Annotated in this window: 16 protein-coding genes; 8 read left to right on the plus strand and 8 right to left on the minus strand. The window is 39.7% G+C overall.

Annotated elements, in window-relative coordinates:
* The first annotated feature begins 50 nt into the window (after nucleotides 1–50).
* The 5 genes from NE848_RS14510 (at nucleotide 51) to NE848_RS14530 (ending at nucleotide 4,750) form a co-directional block, all read left to right on the plus strand.
* The gene (locus tag NE848_RS14510; RefSeq protein ID WP_252114903.1) at nucleotides 51–947 is read left to right on the plus strand and encodes a CHAD domain-containing protein; all 897 of its coding nucleotides are present in this window, start codon (nucleotides 51–53) and stop codon (nucleotides 945–947) included.
* Between the two features lie 24 nt (nucleotides 948–971).
* Nucleotides 972–1,745 carry a cyclase family protein gene (locus NE848_RS14515; protein ID WP_252114905.1) on the plus strand — a complete coding sequence of 258 codons (774 nt, stop codon included), beginning with the start codon at nucleotides 972–974 and terminating at the stop codon, nucleotides 1,743–1,745.
* Between the two features lie 79 nt (nucleotides 1,746–1,824).
* Nucleotides 1,825–3,105 (plus strand): serine hydrolase domain-containing protein, encoded by a 1,281-nt coding sequence (locus tag NE848_RS14520; RefSeq protein WP_252114907.1) that lies wholly within the window; start codon nucleotides 1,825–1,827, stop codon nucleotides 3,103–3,105.
* 66 nt (nucleotides 3,106–3,171) lie between these two features.
* Nucleotides 3,172–3,726, plus strand: a complete 555-nt coding sequence (locus NE848_RS14525; RefSeq protein ID WP_252114909.1) for a 2'-5' RNA ligase family protein — start codon at nucleotides 3,172–3,174, stop codon at nucleotides 3,724–3,726.
* Nucleotides 3,727–3,814: 88 nt separating this feature from the next.
* Nucleotides 3,815–4,750, plus strand: coding sequence for an isoaspartyl peptidase/L-asparaginase family protein (locus tag NE848_RS14530; RefSeq protein ID WP_252114911.1), 936 nt, complete (start codon nucleotides 3,815–3,817; stop codon nucleotides 4,748–4,750).
* Here NE848_RS14530 and NE848_RS14535 read toward each other — a convergent pair.
* Nucleotides 4,738–5,610: a cyanophycinase gene (locus NE848_RS14535; protein WP_252114913.1), complete on the minus strand. Its 873-nt coding sequence runs from the start codon at nucleotides 5,608–5,610 to the stop codon at nucleotides 4,738–4,740. The genes NE848_RS14530 and NE848_RS14535 overlap by 13 nt on opposite strands.
* 90 nt (nucleotides 5,611–5,700) lie before the next feature.
* On the opposite strand from NE848_RS14535, the gene cphA reads away from it, so the two are divergent.
* The gene (gene cphA, locus NE848_RS14540; RefSeq protein WP_252114915.1) at nucleotides 5,701–8,355 is read left to right on the plus strand and encodes a cyanophycin synthetase; all 2,655 of its coding nucleotides are present in this window, start codon (nucleotides 5,701–5,703) and stop codon (nucleotides 8,353–8,355) included.
* Nucleotides 8,356–8,610: 255 nt separating this feature from the next.
* Nucleotides 8,611–9,996 (plus strand): FAD-binding oxidoreductase, encoded by a 1,386-nt coding sequence (locus NE848_RS14545; RefSeq protein WP_252114917.1) that lies wholly within the window; start codon nucleotides 8,611–8,613, stop codon nucleotides 9,994–9,996.
* 93 nt (nucleotides 9,997–10,089) lie between these two features.
* Here the strand turns inward: NE848_RS14545 and NE848_RS14550 are convergent, their stop codons facing one another.
* The 5 genes from NE848_RS14550 to NE848_RS14570 form a co-directional block, all read right to left on the minus strand.
* Entirely contained in the window at nucleotides 10,090–12,636 is a 2,547-nt protein-coding gene (locus NE848_RS14550; protein WP_252114919.1) for a M14 metallopeptidase family protein, read from the minus strand.
* 57 nt (nucleotides 12,637–12,693) lie between these two features.
* The gene (gene trhA, locus NE848_RS14555; protein ID WP_252114921.1) at nucleotides 12,694–13,353 is read right to left on the minus strand and encodes a PAQR family membrane homeostasis protein TrhA; all 660 of its coding nucleotides are present in this window, start codon (nucleotides 13,351–13,353) and stop codon (nucleotides 12,694–12,696) included.
* A gap of 187 nt (nucleotides 13,354–13,540) precedes the next feature.
* Entirely contained in the window at nucleotides 13,541–14,650 is a 1,110-nt protein-coding gene (locus tag NE848_RS14560; RefSeq protein WP_252114923.1) for a sensor histidine kinase, read from the minus strand.
* A complete protein-coding gene (locus NE848_RS14565; protein ID WP_252114925.1) occupies nucleotides 14,651–15,415 on the minus strand; it encodes a LytR/AlgR family response regulator transcription factor in 765 nt (254 codons plus the stop codon).
* Nucleotides 15,416–15,598: 183 nt separating this feature from the next.
* Nucleotides 15,599–16,156 (minus strand): hypothetical protein, encoded by a 558-nt coding sequence (locus tag NE848_RS14570; protein ID WP_252114928.1) that lies wholly within the window; start codon nucleotides 16,154–16,156, stop codon nucleotides 15,599–15,601.
* 337 nt (nucleotides 16,157–16,493) lie between these two features.
* Between NE848_RS14570 and NE848_RS14575 the strand changes: the two genes are divergently transcribed.
* On the plus strand, nucleotides 16,494–17,864 hold the full coding sequence (locus NE848_RS14575; protein WP_252114930.1) for a short-chain fatty acid transporter: 1,371 nt from the start codon (nucleotides 16,494–16,496) through the stop codon (nucleotides 17,862–17,864).
* Between the two features lie 50 nt (nucleotides 17,865–17,914).
* On the opposite strand, the gene NE848_RS14580 is transcribed toward NE848_RS14575, so the two are convergent.
* Both NE848_RS14580 and NE848_RS14585 read right to left on the minus strand, forming a co-directional pair.
* Nucleotides 17,915–18,070 (minus strand): hypothetical protein, encoded by a 156-nt coding sequence (locus NE848_RS14580; protein ID WP_252114932.1) that lies wholly within the window; start codon nucleotides 18,068–18,070, stop codon nucleotides 17,915–17,917.
* Nucleotides 18,071–18,505: 435 nt separating this feature from the next.
* The gene (locus tag NE848_RS14585) at nucleotides 18,506–20,089 is read right to left on the minus strand and encodes an NADP-dependent glyceraldehyde-3-phosphate dehydrogenase (protein WP_252114934.1); all 1,584 of its coding nucleotides are present in this window, start codon (nucleotides 20,087–20,089) and stop codon (nucleotides 18,506–18,508) included.
* Between the last annotated feature and the right edge of the window lie 26 nt (nucleotides 20,090–20,115).

A 20,115-nucleotide genomic window follows, 5' to 3' on the forward strand; every position in this document is an offset into this window, starting at 1 on the left:
CTAACCCCTTGTATAAGGTCAAATAGGTATCTTAATATGAAAATCTAAAGATGACCTATAAATTCGAAAAAGACAGACCTTTAACCAAGAATATTACCAGCGTGGCGGCCGAAGAAGTAGATGGCTGTATTACCTCCCTTGCCACAATGAATGTACATGAAGCCATACACGATATTCGTAAGCGCCTTAAAAAACTCCGGGCCCTGGCGAGACTAGTAAGGGATGAAATGGGTGAAGAGAACTATAAAGCTATTAATGTCTATTACCGGGACCTGGGCAGGGAACTTTCAGATTTCAGAGATCTTACCGCCCATATAGAAACTATGGAAGTTCTGCGGGAACGCTACGGTGACTATCTCTACGTAAACTTTTTCAATTCAGTGATCAAGAACATCGAGAAAGAAAGAGATGAAATGGAAAAAGAGCTGCGTGAAAAAAGTTTCTTTTCTGAACATTTACCAAACAAGTTGAATTATGCTCAAAAGGAAATGGTCAAATGGCCAATAGGTAAGGATGATATTAGTATTATTCTCCCAAGTATACAACGAGTCTATAAACGAGGAAAGAAGGCACTTCAACAAGCCTATGAAAACCCCGGGAAGGAGATCTTTCATGAATGGCGTAAGAGGGTAAAATATCTCTGGTATCAGATACTTTTACTCCAGGAAACCTGGCCTGAATTATTCGGCACTTTTGAAGCAGAAATTCACGAACTTGCAGATTACCTTGGTAACGATCATGATCTTATGGTTTTGAATGACAGGCTCAAAAAAGACGGATTTAACCTTAAAGATCCTCAACAGGAAGAACTTATACATGCTTTAGTAAATGAGTACAGTGAACACCTGCGTGGCAATGCAAAAATAAAAGGCGAACTCATCTATGCCGAGGAACCTGAAGATTTCACAAAACGGATCGAAGGTTATACAAAGGTGAACTGGAACTAGGATTTTTAACCAACATATTAAAATATGAGAACTTTAATTTTCATCCTTTTTATCCTGGGCTTTCAGGTTGTTTTAGCACAGGAAAAAACCGGGGAATTTGTAGATCTTACCTATTCATTCTCTAATGAAAGTGTATACTGGGTCACTGCCAGGGAATTTGAGCTGGAAGAAGTCGCAAAGGGTGAAACAGATCTGGGCTTTTATTATTCTGCCAATAACTTTTCTACGGCAGAACACGGCGGGACCCACATAGATGCTCCCATACATTTTGCTGAAGGAGCCCAGACAGTAGACCAAATTCCTCTCGAAAACCTGATAGGCGATGCCGTAAAGGTTAATGTATCAGACAGTACCCTGAAAAATCCTGATTATCTGATAAGCCTGAAAGATCTGCAGAACTGGGAAAAAGAGCATGGTCCTATACCTAATGGCGGGATTGTACTTTTTCAAACCGGTTTTGGAAACTATTATCCAAATGCCAAAAAATATCTGGGCACCGATAAAAGAGGCCCTGAAGCGGTTAAGGAATTACATTTTCCGGGCCTTTCAGCTGAAGCGGCTGAATGGCTGATCGCAAACAGAAAAATCAAGGCGGTGGGAATAGATACCGCCAGTATAGATTTTGGGCAGTCACAGGATTTTGCTACTCATGTCGCCTTAATGGCTAAAAATGTGCCTGCGTTTGAAAATGTTGCTAACCTGGACCAGCTTCCGGAAAGAGGCTTCACTATAATCGCCTTACCTATGAAGATCAAGGGAGGTAGCGGCGGCCCGTTAAGGATTATTGCTATTAAATAAATTTGAATTTGTAACAAAAAAATGAATTGATCGTCGTTAGAGTAATTATTCAATATTTATAATTAGCAAATCAATCAACATGCGATCAGTCATCAGTATATTTCTTTTACTTTTTACAACTTTACTTTATTCTCAAACTTCATCTCACTCTAATAAAAAACTAAAAATTGACAGCCTTCTTAATGAATCCCATCAAAGAGGTTTCTTCAATGGAAATGTGCTTGTTGCCATTGATGGACAAATTATTTATCAAAATGAAATTGGTTATGCCAGGGCTGATAAATCCCAACCCCTGAATCGTGAACACATCTTCAAAATTGGTTCAATTGCAAAGGAATTTGACGGGGTTGCCATTATGCTTCTAAATGAGAAGAAGAAACTATCTCTCGATAATACCGTTTCAGATTACTTCCCTGCCCTTCCCGGCTGGTCAAAAAAGGTAACAATTAAAGATTTGTTGCAGTATACAAGTGGACTACCAAGTTTTAATAATCAGAAAATCAGAACGGACGAACAGGTTTGGAATCATCTTAAAAACCTGGATTCATTAGAGTTTGAACCGGGCACCGGGTATAAATATAATAACCTGAACACCTTCCTGCGAAAAAGAATAGTTGAAAAAGTTTCAGGACAAAGTTTTTCAGAATTTACACAAGAAAATTTACTCGATGCGGCAGGTATAAAAAATTCGATCATCGATCCTGAAAATTCTGCACCAGGTATGGCCCAGGCTTTTGATGTGGAATTCGTTCCAGATAATTATCCACCGTATATGAGCGGTTGGGTTGCACTTGATATTCAGGACATGTCTAAATGGATTGAGAGCCTTCATTCTGGTGAGATCTTAAGGCAGGAATCCCTGATAAAATTACTCGACAGTTATAAAAACAATCAATCTACTTTAGGATCATCAGATTTCCAGAATGGGAACCTTCATTACCATTATCACCATGGGCAAAGCGGAAATTTTGAAGCCTCTTCTTACTACAATGCAAAGGAAAAATTCACGGTGATTTTTCTTACCAATCAAAAAGGCAATAATGTAGGGGGCCTTACCAATGCGGTAGATGCCATTCTTAGAGGTGAGAAATTTAGCATCCCGAAAAAATCCATCGAATTAAGTTTAAGAAGTAAAATTCATCACCACGGGTATGAAGCCGGAATGGAGTTTTACAATCACATAAGGAAGAATGAATTTGATATCTATGATTTTAAGAATGAGGAAAAGGAATTACTGGAAACGGCCGAATATCTTGCTCAAAATGAATATACAAGTGAAGCAATAAAACTACTGAATTTTATTTCAGACAAATTCCCGGACTCTGATAAGGCCACTGCCCAGCTGAAAGAACTCCTATAATCTCCTGTCAACCTGATTATTTTATTACATTGTGTGGTATAGAGCTTTATTCTATATCACACTTTTATGAACCAGGAAAAACGACCATTATACTTTATTGCACTCATGCCACCAGCTAAGATAAGGGATGAAATTGATGCATTAAAAAAAGAAATAAAAGAAAAACATCATGTAAAACATGCTTTAAAGCTTCCCGCTCATATTACCCTGCAGATTCCATTTAGAATGCCTGAAATAAAGGAACGCATTCTCATAAAAAAAATTGAAAAATTCAGTGCACAACAGCAGAGTTTTAATGTAGAACTTGAGGGCTTCGGAAAATTCGCTAAGAACGTGATCTTCGTAAAAATTAAGGATCATGAGCCCTTTATTGAGTTGCATAGAAATCTTCAGGACCTTATGTTGAATTTTCTTGACCTGAAAAGCCACGAGATCTCTTCAAATATTCATCCACACATCACCCTGGCCACCCGGGACCTGAAAAGAAGTACCTTTCCTGCCGTATGGAATGATTTCAAAGACCGTGAATATTCGGTTTCCTTCAAAACAGACCATCTGTTTATCTTAAAACATAATGGAAAGACCTGGGATATTTTCAGAAAGTTCAAATTAGACACTTAAACTTTAACCTCCCTTTATCAAATTTCCGAAATATAAGTTGGTGATTTTCAGTAACTTTTTATGGGTTTTCAAAATTGAAAGATACAGGATGAAAAAAAGATATTCCATAGCGATCCATGGCGGTGCCGGTACCCTGATAAAAGGAAAAATGACACGCGAAAAGGAAAAAGCTTATCGTGATACTTTGCAGCTGGCGATGGATGAAGGATTTAAAATTCTTGTAAATAATGGATCTGCTGTAGCTGCTGTGGAACAAGCCGTGGTAATTTTAGAAGACTCGCCTCTTTTCAACGCAGGGAAAGGCAGCGTCTTTACCGCCGATGGCACTCATGAAATGGATGCCGCCATTATGAATGGTAACGATCTGAAGGCAGGGGCTGTGAGCCTGGTTAGAGGAATTAAAAACCCTGTTTCCCTGGCACGAACCATCATGGAAAAAAGTCCTCACATATTTCTGGCTGCACAGGGAGCCATGAATTTCGCAAAACTTCATGGATTTCAGCTCGAAAATGAAGATTATTTCTATGATGAATTCCGCTATCAGCAATGGCAGAAAATAAAAGACAGTGATCATTTTCAGCTTGATCATAGTGATAACAAGGATTCAAAATTTGGAACCGTGGGAGCGGTTGCCTGTGACATAAACGGACATGTGGCGGCTGCAACCTCTACCGGTGGAATGACCAATAAGAACTGGGGACGTATTGGAGATACTCCGCTTATAGGTATTGGAAATTATGCGAACAACAAGACCTGCGCTATAAGTTGTACCGGTAGTGGTGAGTTCTTTATTCGCGGAGTGGTTGCCTATGATGTTTCATGCCTTATGGAATTTAAAAAGCTTTCCCTTAAGGAAGCGGCTGAAGAAGTGATCCTGCACAGATTATTAGAAATAAATGGAGACGGCGGGCTTATTGCTGTGGACCGTCATGGAAATATAGCCATGCCTTTTAATACGGAAGGCATGTACCGAGGCATGCGTTCTTCCAACGGTGAAAATATGGTGGCTATTTACGAGGACTGATGTCCTTCCAGCGGAGTCTCTACGTGAAGGATCTTTACCTGATGTTTCTGTATGTTAAACATATCACCCTGTGCCAGGATATGTGTCTTTAAGTTGGTAATTGACATTAACTCACCATCTCTCACATATTTTTCGGTATTATATTCAAGTTCTCCGGGATCGAATATAATTACCATTCCTGTACCCACGATCTCTACCGTATTACACTCCTTGATCACCAGCCCGGTGTCCTCGGCCAATCCTATTCCGACAAGATGAGGAAATTTAGCGACAGCTTCGGCGAGACGTCCAAAACGGCCACGACGAATAAAATGTGAGTCGATCACAACATTAGGAAGAAATCCCATTCCCTTGCTCATTCCCACCGCTCCTTTCACAAATGCTTCCTTATGCCGGCCTCCGGTTATCATTTCTTCAGACATACACATAGCACCAGCACTTGTACCGGCAATAACAAGCGAACTATTTTGATATCTATCCACCAATATCTTATGTATACTGGTATCCCGTATTTTATTGATGATTTCGGACTGGTTTCCACCAGAGAACATCACGCAATCTGCTTTGGAAACAAGTTCTATGTTAGCCATTTTTTCTGAGTCCTCCCTTTTCCTAATGTTGGCAACCTCAACATTTTTACAGCCCAGTTTACCAAAAGCATCTATATAACTCTGACTAACCTCTGCAGGTATGCTGGAGGCTGTAGGGATAACAACGATTAAGGAGTCCACACCTCCACTTTCAGCAACAACCCGGGAAAGAATTCCTCTTTCGATACGTTCTGTATGAAACTTTTCGTTGGTTCGAACTCCTTTATTTTCATTCCCTCCTATTGGAATTAATGTTCCTTTAGATTTCATTTAACGTAACTTTTAGAATACTAAAATACAGTTGTTGGCTGAAAAAGTCTAATTTTATTTAAGTCATTATAAATCAATCACCTAACCCACATGAAAATAAAGGAAATCACCGCCACACGCGGGCCCAACTACTGGTCTGTAAGGCGCCCAAAACTCATCGTAATGGTGCTTGACCTGGAAGAAATTGAGAATTCCCCGTCAAATGAAATTGAAGGCTTCAATAAGCGTTTAAAGAATTTACTTCCCGGTCTTGAAGAACATCGATGTTCAGAAGGAAAGCAAGGCGGTTTTTTACTGAGACTTGATGAAGGCACCTGGATGGGACATGTAATAGAACATGTTGCCCTTGAAATCCAGTGCCTGGCTGGAATGGAGACTTCCTTTGGAAGAACTAGAGGTTATGGTGAAAAAGGTGTTTATCATGTAGTTTTTGAATATACTGTAGAAAATGCCGGAAGATACGCCGCCCGGGCAGCTGTAAATATCTGCGAAGCTCTTATCGCTAATAGGCCATATGAAATTGATAAAGATATTCAGGAATTAAGAGAACTTAAAGAAGATGGCAGATTAGGTCCAAGTACCGAAGCGATTATTAAAGAAGCTGAAAGGCGTGGCATTCCCTGGCTTAGACTGAATGAAGGCTCCCTTTGTCAGTTAGGATATGGTGCCAATCAGCGAAGAATTCAGGCGACCATCACTAGCAGAACGAGCAATATAGGAGTGGATATAGCCTGTGATAAGGAAGACACTAAAAACCTGCTAAGACAGGCTTCGATAAAGGTTCCCTACGGCAAAACAATCTGGGAACTTTCAGAATTAGAAGAAGCCTGTGAAGATGTGGGTTACCCTTTAACAATCAAGCCCATAAACGGCAATCATGGTCGCGGGATCACTTCCAATATTCATGATTTAGAACAGGCTACAGCAGGCTTTCATCAGGCAAAAAAGATATCAGACACCGTAATCGTTGAAAATCATATTTATGGATCAGATTTCAGAATACTAGTAATAAATTACAAATTTGTCGCCGCCGCGAGACGCTCCCCAGCCCAGGTTACGGGAGATGGTCATTCAACTATCGCCGAATTGGTAGAGTTGACAAATCGGGATCCGCGGCGCGGATTTCGCCATGAAAACCTGCTTACAAAGATCGAGATTGACAAAACAAGTCTTAAGCTTATTAATAAGAAAGGCTATGATCTCAATTCGATATTACCGGCGGGAGAACATCTTATTTTAAAAGACACCGCCAACCTGAGTACCGGTGGCACGGCCGAAGATGTAACAGATATAGTTCATCCATCCAATATTTTTCTGGCAGAAAGGATCGCAAAACTCATAGATCTTGATATTTGCGGTATAGATCTTATCACCAGTGACATTAGCAAACCTATTGAAGAAACGGGAGGCTCGGTGATAGAGGTGAATGCCGGCCCAGGCTTCAGGATGCACCTCGCACCAACTGTTGGCCTGCCCAGAAATGTTGCCGCCCCGGTACTTGATTCTTTATTCCCTGATAATAAGGATGGAAAAATCCCGATTATCGCGGTAACTGGAACAAATGGGAAAACCACCACTACACGACTTATTGCCCACATGGCCAAGTTAAGCGGAAAACTTGTAGGTTATACCACCACCGATGGCGTTTACATCCAGAATCGAATGGTTATGAAAGGTGATTGCACGGGACCAGTTAGTACCGAACTGGTATTAAGAGATCCAAACGTAAATTTTGCAGTCCTGGAGTGTGCGCGTGGAGGACTTCTTCGGGCTGGTCTGGCGTTTAAGACCTGTGACATCGGGATAGTCACTAATGTAGAAGGAGATCACCTGGGCCTGGATGGTATTCATACCCAGGAGCAGCTTGCAAAGGTGAAATCTGTTATTCCGGAAACAGTAAAGCATGATGGCTATTCCATTCTTAATGCAGATGACGATCTGGTTTTCGGTATGAGGAAGTATTTAAAATCTAAGATCGCTCTATTCTCTATGGATGAAAATAATCCAAGGATACAAAGGTTCCAGGAAGAAGGAGGCATCACAGCAGTGTTTGAGAATGGCTATATAACCTTAACAAGTGGTGTCTGGAAAATGAGAGTGATGAAAGTGGAGAATATCCCGCTCACTTTTAATGGTAAAGCAAAGTTCATGATCCAGAACATCCTGCCCGCTGTTCTTGCTGCACAAATAAGCGGATTTAGCATTGAAGATATGAGAACGGCCTTGCAAAGTTTTGTTCCTTCCGATTCGCAAACCCCGGGACGACTTAACATATTTCGCTTCAAGAATTTTAGTTTTATGATAGACTATGCGCATAATCCTACAGGAATGAGAGCTCTGAAAGATTTTATCGATTCTCTGGATTTTAAGTATAAAGTCGGGATAATTGCCGGAATAGGAGACCGCCTGGATAGCGATACTGAAAAAATTGGGTTAATCGCCGCTGAAATGTTCGATGAAATAATAATTCGTAATGACCGTGACCTCAGGGGTAAATCGGCCGAATATTTAACTTCCTTACTCCGGAACGGTATCAATAAAACCGATCCTAAAAAACTGGTCACTCTTGCAGGCTCCGAGCCGGAATCTATCAAGTATGCGATAGGGAATGCTAAGAAAGACTCTCTGATTGTTCTGTGTAGTGATGCCGTAGGTGACTCGCTGAAACTGTTGAATGAACTTAAACAAAAAGATGACAGGGGAGAGCTTAAATTTGAGAATTCATTCTGGCTCAATACTTTTTAGAGCTTTTAATAATAATTGACGAAGAATTCAATAATTAAAGGTTATTGACTGAAATTCAGCATTTTGATTGAACTTATTTGATTCATAATAGTGAATCATTTTTTAAATATTCTTATATTGTATGGCTTTTCTCAAATAAGAAAGCATACTTGTTCCCTCTACTTTTTCAATACACTTCGCTCCATTATTCATACCTGTAGTCGCTTATAAAAGCTATGGATAAAGTTCAATCCATTTATCTATAAATCAATAATTATGAGCACAGTAAAATTAGAACCTTCAATGGTAGAAGAATTAAGAAGCAGCCTGAGAGGCGAACTTATTCTTGAAGGAGATGTGAATTATGAAGATTCACGTAAGGTCTTTAATGCCATGATCAGCAAAAGACCGTCTATGATTGCCAAATGCGTAGACGTTGCCGATGTGATCACAGCAGTCAATTTTGGGAGGAAAAATAATATGTTAACGGCTGTTCGTGGCGGTGGTCACAATGGGGGTGGCCTTGGTATTTGCGACGAAGGGCTTGTTATAGATCTATCCGGAATAAAATATGTTAGGGTAGATACCTCGAACAATACTGTAAGAGTTGGTGGTGGAAACCTGTGGGGCGAAGTGGATCATGCAACCCATGCTTACGGACTCGCCGTCCCAGCCGGTATAATTTCTACTACAGGCGTTGGAGGTTTGACCCTTGGAGGTGGTGTAGGTCATTTATCCCGTAAATTCGGACTAACCATTGATAACCTTCTTGAAGTAGATATGGTGCTTGCCGATGGTAGTGTGGTTACTGCCAATAAAGATCAGAATTCCGATCTTTTCTGGGCCGTTCGCGGTGGTGGTGGCAACTTTGGAATTGTTACTTCTTTCCTTTTCCAGGGACATGAACTAACAAGCGTAATTGGCGGACCTACCCTATGGCCTATTGAAAAAACAGAAGAGGTCATGAAATGGTATCATGATTTTATCCATAACGCACCAGAAGATCTAAACGGATTTATTGCCACTATGGTGATTCCGGGACCGCCGTTCCCAGAAGAACTTCATGGAAAAAAATTCTGTGGAATAGTGTGGTGCTATACCGGAAATCCTGATGAATTTGATAAATTATTCGAACCCGTGAGGGATCTCAAACCTGTATTCGAACATGTTGGTGAGATGCCATATCCCGTTATACAAACATTATTTGACGGACTCTTACCTCCAGGATTCCAGTGGTACTGGCGGGGTGATTTCTTTAGTGAAATTCCACCTGAAGCTTCTAAAGAGCACTTAAAATTTGGATCCTCCATCCCAACACCATTATCTCAAATGCACCTATATCCAATTTCGGGTGCAGCAGCAAAAGTTGGTCCTGAGGATACAGCATGGGCTTACCGTGATGCCAAATATGCAGGAGTATTCGTAGGTATAGATCCTGATCCCGGCAAGGCTATGGAGATCACTAACTGGTGTAAGGATTACTGGAGTGCTCTGCATCCTTTCTCAATGGGTGGTTCCTATTCCAATTTTATGATGGAAGAAGGCCAGGAAAGAGTAAAAGCCTCCTTCAGGCATAATTATGAAAAACTTCAGAAAATAAAAGCTAAATACGATCCTGATAACTTCTTCAGGGTAAATCAGAACATTCAGCCTAAAGCCTGATCCGTATTTCAACTTTTATCATCCTTTCAGAACAGATTATTTCTGCTCTGAAGGGATGATATTGTTTTACTATGTAATTCCAGATTCTATCAATCAGAAAATCATCTGTCCAAAAAATATTGCGTTAACAAATAATTTATAAGTTTCCAGCATCATGGCCCTGAAGTTTGGATTGTCGCTGAACATGATCACGTTTCCTCTGCCTTTTTGCTCCACCAGGATCGCTGCAGAATTTTTGATCATTTCCAGATTTTCAGGATGAATATAACCACTTAGATACGGGTCATCTGTAAATACCGCTACCTTATTAAAAGGATTCTTTCCGGGTTTCATAAAAACCGAACTGTTCTTATAAATGGAGAGCTCCCTGTCATTATAGCCAAAACCTAAAGGATGGGTAATGTCCAGATCGGCCTTGTAAAAGGAACCTCCAATGGCCCGGGAACCATAATATTTATCAGCTTTTACATAATTCATTCTTAAAAGACTGTCCTTTTCTTTTTCCTGTTCTTTAAGCTCAGCCTGTACAATTTCATTTTTTATCGCCCATTCACTTGCAGTTCTCTGGGTGATCAAAGTTCCTCCATTTTTCACCCAACTATCTATCCTATCTTTATCAAGGTCGTCGTAGCTCCCGGAAACCATTATAAGCACATCATAATCATTAAGAGGCATCCTTTTAAAATCGCTCCTGTCTACCTTCGTGATCGGCATACCTACATAGGTATCCATCATGAACCATATCTCCCCTGCTTCATATCCACTTGTGCCATTCCCTGTGAGCATCACTACTTTGGGTAACTCAACACTCTTAAATTCAGGACTTCCCAGGTCAATTCCCAGAGCACTCCTACCCGATGGGACAGATGCTATCTTTACACCAGCCTTTTCTGAAGCCTTTTTAATTAGCTGATATAATTTTTCTGGACTAAGCGACTGGTCGGCAACCGAAATCATCAGAGTACCATATCCAAATTCTTTTTCGCCCTTATTTGTTTCAATGGAAAAAGGGGTAAATGCGGTTTTGACATTCACCTCATTATTTAAGAGATAATATAATGCCGATGCAGCCTTAAACTGAGACCAGTCTACCAGGTATGCATAATCTGATTTAGCCGGAGTATCAACATTGGTTTTGATATCCTCTTCACTTAGCCCGGCCCCGAGATCAATCCTGCCCGAATTAACTTCAGCATTTGAAATTCCATAAGCCAGGGCCATAGACCAGGCTGATGTATCATAAAAGACACTATCTGCAAAACTGGTCACATTATCAAATACGGTTTTTACCATAAGGTTCTGGGGCTGTGCTTCGGGAACGGCGTAGGCAGAACCGGTTTTGTATTCCCGGCCACCGGCTGTAATATTGTCCTGAAGTTGGTAGACCTTTATCTGGTGATCCAGTAAAAGCTGAGTGAACATTTTGGTTAATCCCGGATCTTTCTCATTGCCATACACGTGAATTTTCTTCTCCTTAAGACCTTTATCTCGAATATCCTTAAAGAACTTACGTTGCCAGTTAAGCAACAATTCCCGGTTATCTATGGTTGCCTGAATAGTCGCCAGGCTAGTTCTTAGATGATTTCTTATTGAGAATGGAAAGGTGATATCCTCAGTCCCCGTATTCTGAACGTGGCCACGAGAACTGGCCTGTTCGTATACGATCCCAAGTGCCCCATGAAGGTCCGGATAGGTGGAGCCATAGCCGGGATAGGAATTATCGTATCGCTCTCCGGTGAAATACAATGAGCCAATCTCATCCAGTGCTTCCTGGTGATATTTGGCAAAAATACTGTTCAGCGTATCGTAGTTGTAACGAGGTACAATTGGATTTTCTGAACCGTACTTTTTGGTAGGTTCAAAGAAATAGGTACTCGAAGAGCCCATTTCATGATAATCGGTCACCATATTTGGTAGCCATTTATGATAGAAAGCTACCCTGTTCTTGCTTTCCACCTGTGTTAGTGGCAACCAGTCCCTGTTAAGATCGAACCAGTAATGGTTGGTCCTACCAGATGGCCAGGATTCATTATGTTCCCTGTCCCAGTTATCTGCCACGGGAGGATTTCCCTTGTTACTATTTACCCAGGTGGTATGACGGTCACGTCCATCAGGGTTAAGAGCCGGTTCTATATGAAAAACCCCATTTTCAAGATAATCATCCACTTTTGCGTCTTCTGCGGCCAACAAATAATAGGCCACCAGCATTGAAACTTCACTGCTTGAAGGTTCGTTCCCATGAACATTATATCCAAGTTGGACTATCACAGGCATCTGCTCTACATCACCCGGTGAATTTTCCGGATTGGCATGTGATAGATGATCCTGCCGGATGTTCTCCAGATTTTGAAGATTTTCTTCAGAAGAAATAGTGAGTATTATTTGTGGTCTTTTTTCGTGTGTATAACCTATCGTCTGGATTTGGGCATTGGGAGATAACTCTGCCAGTTTTTCCATATAGCTCACAAGCCGGGCATGTCTTGTATGCCACTCACCTATTTCATAGCCCAGAAATTCTGCCGGGCTGGGAATATTTTCATTAAAATTTACATCTTCGGGAAAGTAATAGTCATTTTGAGATTGTATCCGGTTGAAAAATAAAAATGTTATCAGTCCGCATAAAAGATATTTACTCTTCATAAAAAGTGATTTCGGTAAGCTTTAAAGATAAAAATTATTCATCATAAAGACTCTAATTCACACATTATCGGGCAGAACGTAAAAGTAAATTGAAATAAAATGACTGAAAGTTCCCAGAAGAACAAAAATGTGAAAAATGGCGTGGTTAAAGGGGATCTTATTCTGCATGAACAAGATAGCACCAATAGTATAGGCTATCCCGCCTCCAAACAACCACCAAAGCCCGTCACCCGGAAAATTCATGAGAAGTGGTTTTATGGCGAATACGATGATCCATCCCATTATAACATACATTATGGTTGAAAATAATTGATAACGACCTGCATAGAATAATTTGAAGACTGCACCGGTTAAAGCCATGGTCCATATTACGCCCAGAATGGTCCAGCCCGTAATTCCATTTAGGGTTACCAGAGCAAAAGGTGTATACGTACCAGCGATCAGAAAATAAATAGAAGCGTGATCAAGAATATTTAGCCTTATTCTTAAGCGTTTAGATCTGGCACTATGATAAAAGGTGGAGGCGGCATAAACCAGTACCATACTAGCTCCAAAAATGCTGAAGCTTACCAGATGTTCAATCTCACCAAGCCGTTCTGCCTTCAATATAAGTAAAATCAAAGCCAGAATACTTAGCACAAAACCAATACCGTGAGAAATAATATTAAATCTTTCTTCGGCAGGTGGATAATAATGACAGGGTAATTCTCTTTCCATACGGGAGGCTTTTAGAAGTAGGAAAGTCAGGAAAGTGAGAGGATTACTTAAATTTACGAAGAACCTGAATAAAATTCAAGCCAAAAAAATCTTAAATACTTGTTTTGATTACATGTATAATCAATTGTAACATATTTCGAATGAAATATGTAAACGCCAGGCTTAATTCAGCGAGCAGAAATAATTTTTATTCGGGGATCTTTATAATAGTCTCTACTCCCGAATTATCTTCTTTGTTTCGTATTTCAAAGAAATAATTCTCATTGTAGAGATTCTTTAAGCGGTCATTGATATTGGTTAGCCCTACTCCTTTTTTCATAAGTTCTGCATGGGTCTGGGAAATAGGCGCACCATCATTTTCAACCTTAATTACGAGTTTATCGTTCTCTTCAAATACCGAAACTTTAATATTGAGATTGGTGTGATCATAAGAATAGCCGTGTTTTATGGAATTCTCTATGAGAGGCTGTAATAGAAGGGCTGGTACTCTTTTTAACAGAAGAGACTCATCAATTTCCTTAGTAATGGTGAGATGGTCTGAGAAACGAACATTTACGATATTCAGATAATATTCAAGTATGCGCAGTTCTTCATCCAGACTAATACGATTGCTATCGCTGTTGTAAAGTATCTCCCTTAAGAAATCACTAAGGTCAGCTATAGTGTCTTTCGCCTTGCTCGCATCTATATCGGTTAGCACTGCTATAGAGTTAAGAGTATTAAATAAGAAATGCGGCTGCAACTGGGAAGAAAGCATCTTCATCCTGGTATTCACCAGTTGTGATTCAAGCTTTGAATGGCGTTTTTCAGCTTCCTTAACCTGTCTTAAATAGTAGTAGGTGTAGATGATAAATACCATCGCGAAATAGATAAGGAAGTTAAGATCTATTACATAAATGAAGGCATTTATACTTTTTCTAAGATCAAAATCGGCAAGGCTTATTCTGCCGGCAACGATAGAATAAAAATCGAATATCAAACGGATGATAAGGCCAATCAGGATTGAAAAGAGCGTGTGAATGGAGATGATCTTGACCCAGGAGTAATTCTTGTTGAGGAATCGCTTGGTACTAATCGCAATAAGGGTCATGTAACTAACCACAATTATATAATCGAATAGCAGATTATGGATGATAAAATCTGACCAGCTAAAATAATTCGGGGCATCCCCTGGCATGTAATGGCGCATGTATGCGACCTTGACAAGAAGAACGATGTCAAACATCAGATAAAAACCAGCAAGCAGAAGCACCAGTTTCATATCTATATACTTTCGTTTTAATGAAGTAAGGCTCATTTAAATTCCTATTTTCTCCATAAATTCCTTTTTATGAGATTTGCTAACATGAAGCAGTTTTCCATCGGTCATTTTCGCATCTATCTCAGAATAATCGGAGTGTACAATCTCTTCTACAAAATTCAGATTTACAATGGTAGACCTGTGAATTCTTACAAATACATTTTCATCTAGTATTTCTTCCAGATTATTAAGTGATTCTCTTAACACATGTTTTTTAGACTTCACGTATAATTCGGCATAATATCCAGAAGCCAGTATGTATAAGATATCTTTTGGATCTACTAAGGCCGTCTTGTTTCCCTGTTTTACCGGAATCTTTGAAACGGCATTAAGCCTTGTAGATCCCCCGGAATATTCATGAAAAAACTCAATGAGGCGTTTTTCAAAATTTGAATCAGCTTCAGTATGGGTGGTTTTAAGCACTTTTTTGATGGTTTTAAAAAATCTTTCATCCTTAAAAGGCTTGAGCAAAAAGTCGAATGCTTCCACATCAAAAGCCTTCAAGGCATAATTATCATATGCAGTGACAAAGATCACTATGGGTTTGGGAGATATTTCCACATGCTTAAGGACCTCAAAACCATTCATATCTTTCATATTGATGTCAAGAAAAATGAGATCAGGTTTTTCGGTATTAATCCTTTTTATTGCTGTTTTACCATTGGAACATTCTCCAATTATCTCTATTTCATCTATTTCTTCAAGTAAGTTTAAAACCCTCTTCCTGGCCAGTTCTTCATCATCAATAACAAGTGCTTTCATAGTTTATAATGAGTATTAGACAATTGCAATTTAAAACTATTTGAACACAAAGTTTATATTTTTTAAAGGCCAGGCATTTAGTGGTTTTATATTTTATAAAATTTTAACCTGAAAAAAGGCCATCAAAATTCTAGATTCTGATAGCCCTGCTAAACTCAAACTATGGTTTTAAAACATCTCCAATTACTCTTTACTGGCAACACTTGTTCTACTCATTGATCTTGGATCCAGTTTTATATTCTGAGAACGACTACCATCTTCGATTTTAATCTTGTAAAGTTCTTTTTCTAGCATTTCTCCCCTTCCTGAGGCTATGTATTTGTTTTCAGTCATAGTCCAGCCTTTGTGAGCCATATAAAGTTCTCTTCTTACGTCTAATGGCAGAACTATATCTTTAAATTTTTGATAGGTCTTTACGATTTTCCCGTTTTTGTCAAAATCAGCTTTTAAGAAACCCTGTCCGCTTTTGAAAGTTAAATGATAGGAATCATAATTACGATCCCCGTAGGTAGCGATGAAATTCTGAATGTCGAAATTGGCCTTCATAAAGGCAATTGGATCTTTCACAAACTGGCCCGCGTAAGATTCATGAACGTTATAGGTAAAACTATCCCCGTTTTCGGTTACTTCAACATCTAAGGGAGCAAAACCAACTTTTGCTTCTTCCAGTTCTGTAATTTTTTGAGCATGACCAATGGAGGTCGCAACGATGAGTAATAAAGAAAAAATTAATGTTTTCATGATGAATGATTTTTAAGATTGAATAATTTTTTTTCTGTTAATTAATTGATTAATGATGATTTATGAAGCTAATTTACCGCATACTATTCCTTATTATACCTATAAGATACCGGTAGCTCATTAAGAGTAATCAAAAGTGTTATTGAAGATATGAATTCAAAATCCCGGGTTAGATTCAGGCAAAAAAGAGTTTAAAAGGAACTCACTTCACTTAAATAGCCATTCATATCAAATAAATGGGATTTCATAGAGGATAGTGTAGTAAAAGAGAATAGTGTAAGCAGTTTATTTTGTTGCAGACTCCATACTTTTCGATTATTTCTTGATATTTGAAGTTATGAACATTTCCAGCAATATTGAACAGGTCTTCAAAAGACTAATCCCTGCACCATTCACCCTGGCGGCTATCTTAAGTCTACTCACTATTTGTATTGCCTTCTTTTTTACCGGTGAGAGAAATGCCGAGTCCTTCATTAGTATTCTGGGGTACTGGCAGAATGGGATGTGGAATCCTGCATTACTGGTTTTTGCAGTTCAAATGATGCTCATCCTGGTTTTGGGACATGTACTTGTTCTTAGCAAGCCGGTGGCCTGGCTTACCCGTAAACTAACCAATATTGTTACCGGTAATGCCAGTGCGGTGATTACTGTATCAGTTTCCACGATGCTTGTGGCATTCTTTAACTGGGGACTAGGACTCATATTTGGAGCCATCATGGCCAGGAAAGTTGGAGAAGCTGCCAAAGAACGGGGATTTGAGATCAATTACCCTTTAGTTGGGGCTGCAGGATATGTTGGCCTGATGGTATGGCACGGAGGGATTAGTGGAAGTGCCCCTTTAAAGGCCTCGGAAAGCGGACATATAGCCAGCCTTTTTTCAGGCTCAGCTAACTATCCTATAATTAATAGTCTGCCGGACACCATCCCCACCGCCATTACGATATTTGCTGAATGGAACCTGATTCTTTTCGGGATGCTTATGATTCTTGTACCCCTGGTTCTTTGGTTGATTTCAAGAAGCACCTCCACTACCAGGATTGAGCTTCCAGAGGAAAAAGTAAAAAAGAAGAATCTGGTGATAGAAGGGGCTGAAAGGTTGGACCATTCTAAATGGTTAAGGATCGTATTTGGAGTTTTACTTCTCGCTGCTTTTATTGCAAGCTATTACGGGGATTTGTCAAATGGCAATCTTACTCCCAATATGCTTAACTTTTTCATGCTTGGGCTTTGCATAATACTACATCGTTCCTTTGCGTCCTTTTTAAGTGCGCTAGATGAGGCTATAGGTGGTGCCGCTGCGATACTTATTCAATTTCCTCTTTATTTCGGGATTATGGGTATTATGAAAGAAACAGGAATCGTTGGAGATATTGCCGGATTTTTCTCCTCGATGGCTACCGAAGTCAGCTTACCTGTTTATACGTTCTTTAGTGCCGGCCTGGTAAACATCTTTGTTCCCAGCGGCGGCGGACAATGGGCCATACAGGGGCCAATAGTTCTGGAAAGTGCAGTTAAACTTGGGGTTCCACTAAACAAAGCTATTATGGCTTTTGCCTATGGTGATCAGATCACCAATATGTTACAACCCTTCTGGGCCCTTCCATTACTGGCAATTACACGATTAAAGGCAAGAGAAATACTTCCTTATACTTTAATACTAATGCTTATTGGAACGATAGTATTTATAGGCGGACTACTAATAATTTAGACTGGACATTAAGCTTTAAATGGAATTTGATAAAGCATTTTCAATAAGGCTTATTTCTTACGACTGTTTCTTATCACAGCAATATCCCTGGTATGCTTTTCAATAATCCTTTCCTGTTTAGCATTATCCTTAATAAGATATATTAGGAGAGCCCCACCAATAACTATACAAACACCAACCATGATGTAGATTGAAATAGAATCCATTTTAAAAATTATGAAGTGAAAAGTGTAGGGGAAGCGCTAATATACGAGGATTCCTACAAGCCCGGCTCTCTCGTTTTAGTTAATTAATAAATTATTAACATTTGTCAAGAAAATAAATTGAGATCCATTAAATCTAAATACAAAGGCAGGAATACCCAAGTTCCTGACGTTTTAAAACGATAGGATTTTTAAATTTTTCGATTCATAGCATAAAAAAAGGGTAACCGAAATATTTAAACCATTTCTCAGTTACCCTTCGCAATTATCGTCTATTTCACCGATAATTACAGTATAAATATATATCAAAAATCCTTTCGACATAGTTAACTGATAGCCAATTTTAAGCCAATAAAAAGCTAAAAATATCAGATATAAATGACTTTCTCATTGTAGACCTGATGGCTGCTTAGAGCTTAAAATCTGACAGCTGTCAGCTTATAGAATGTAATCAGTACTCACAAAGTTGGAGCTTTTACTATCAAGTAGTTTCCTGAGAATCTCATTATTATATGCCTTATCCTTGCTAGCAACAAATGTTCTAATCGAGAATGATCTTAAAGCATCATGCACACTTAGTGTTCCTACGGCAGAATCTTTTCTTCCGGTGAATGGGAAGACATCTGGCCCTCGCTGGCAGGAACTGTTCAGGTTCACCCTGCATACCAGGTTAACCAGGGTGTCTATAAGCGGTGCGATCCTGTCTATCCCAGTTCCGAATAAACTCACCTGCTGACCATAATTTGAATCGGCTATCTCATCGAGAAGTTGTTCGATAGAGTTAAAAGGTTTGATTGGAATAACCGGGCCAAACTGTTCTTCCTTATAAACACGCATATCCTCGGTCACCGGATAAAGCACTGCCGGGAAAATATAATTTTCTGAAGTGGCTCCTCCTCTTTCATTAATAATCTTTGCTCCTTTTTCGGTCGCATCATCTATCAATTCCTGAATATATTGTGGTTTATTTGGTTCAGGTAAAGGGGTAAGCATCACATTTTCTGCCCATGGATTTCCATATTTAAGTTCGTCCACTCTCTTGGCGAATCGCTTATTGAATTCTTCCTGAACTTCCTCATGTACATACAATATCTTTAATGCCGTACAACGCTGCCCGTTGAACGAAAGCGTTCCTGAAATACACTCCTCTACGGCCAGATCAAGATCGGCATCGGGCAGGATAATTCCAGGGTTCTTGGCTTCGAGCCCTAATACAAGTCTAAGCCTGTTCTTGTATGGATGCTGGTCCTGTAATGCAATGGCCGATTTGCTATTCCCAATTAGAGCCAGTACATCTATTCTTCCTGTTTGCATGATAGGGGCAGCTACTTCCCTTCCCCTTCCGTAGATCACATTCACAACTCCTTTAGGGAATGACTGCTGAAATGCTTCCAGTAATGGTGAGAGCAATAAAACTCCATGTTTGGCTGGTTTGAAAACCACGGTATTTCCCATGATAATCGCAGGGATAAGCAGGGCAAAGGTCTCGTTAAGCGGATAGTTATAAGGACCAAGACAAAGAACCACTCCAAGCGGTCCACGCCTAATATGGGCATAAACCCCATCCTTTTCCTGGAATTTTGCACTATCGCGATCCAGCTGCTTATAATCTTCTATTGTATCCTGAATATATTCAACGGTACGATCAAATTCCTTTCTTGAATCTGGCAGGGATTTGCCTATTTCCCACATAAGGTATTTTACCACCTGCTCCCTTTTGGTCTTCATCTGCTCCACAAAATTCTCCATACAGGAAATTCTGTCGGCTACTTTCATAGTTGGCCATTTACCCTGGCCTTTTGCATATGCATCACAGGCAGATTGAAGCACCTCCAGCGCCGAACCCTTATCCATATGCGGGACGGTTCCCAAAAGTGTGGGTTGGTACTCATCAGTTGAAGAGATGGTTGAATAGACCTCATCTGTCTTTCCGTTCCACTTAATAAGCTCCCCATTGGAAAGATAGGTTTCCTGGTGCAATTGTTCGGTTATCCTGAATTCATCAGGTATATGTATATCCATAATTTAAGTCTTGTTTAAATGTTGAA

The organism is Gramella jeungdoensis (assembly GCF_023805255.1).
GTDB lineage: Bacteria > Bacteroidota > Bacteroidia > Flavobacteriales > Flavobacteriaceae > Christiangramia > Christiangramia jeungdoensis.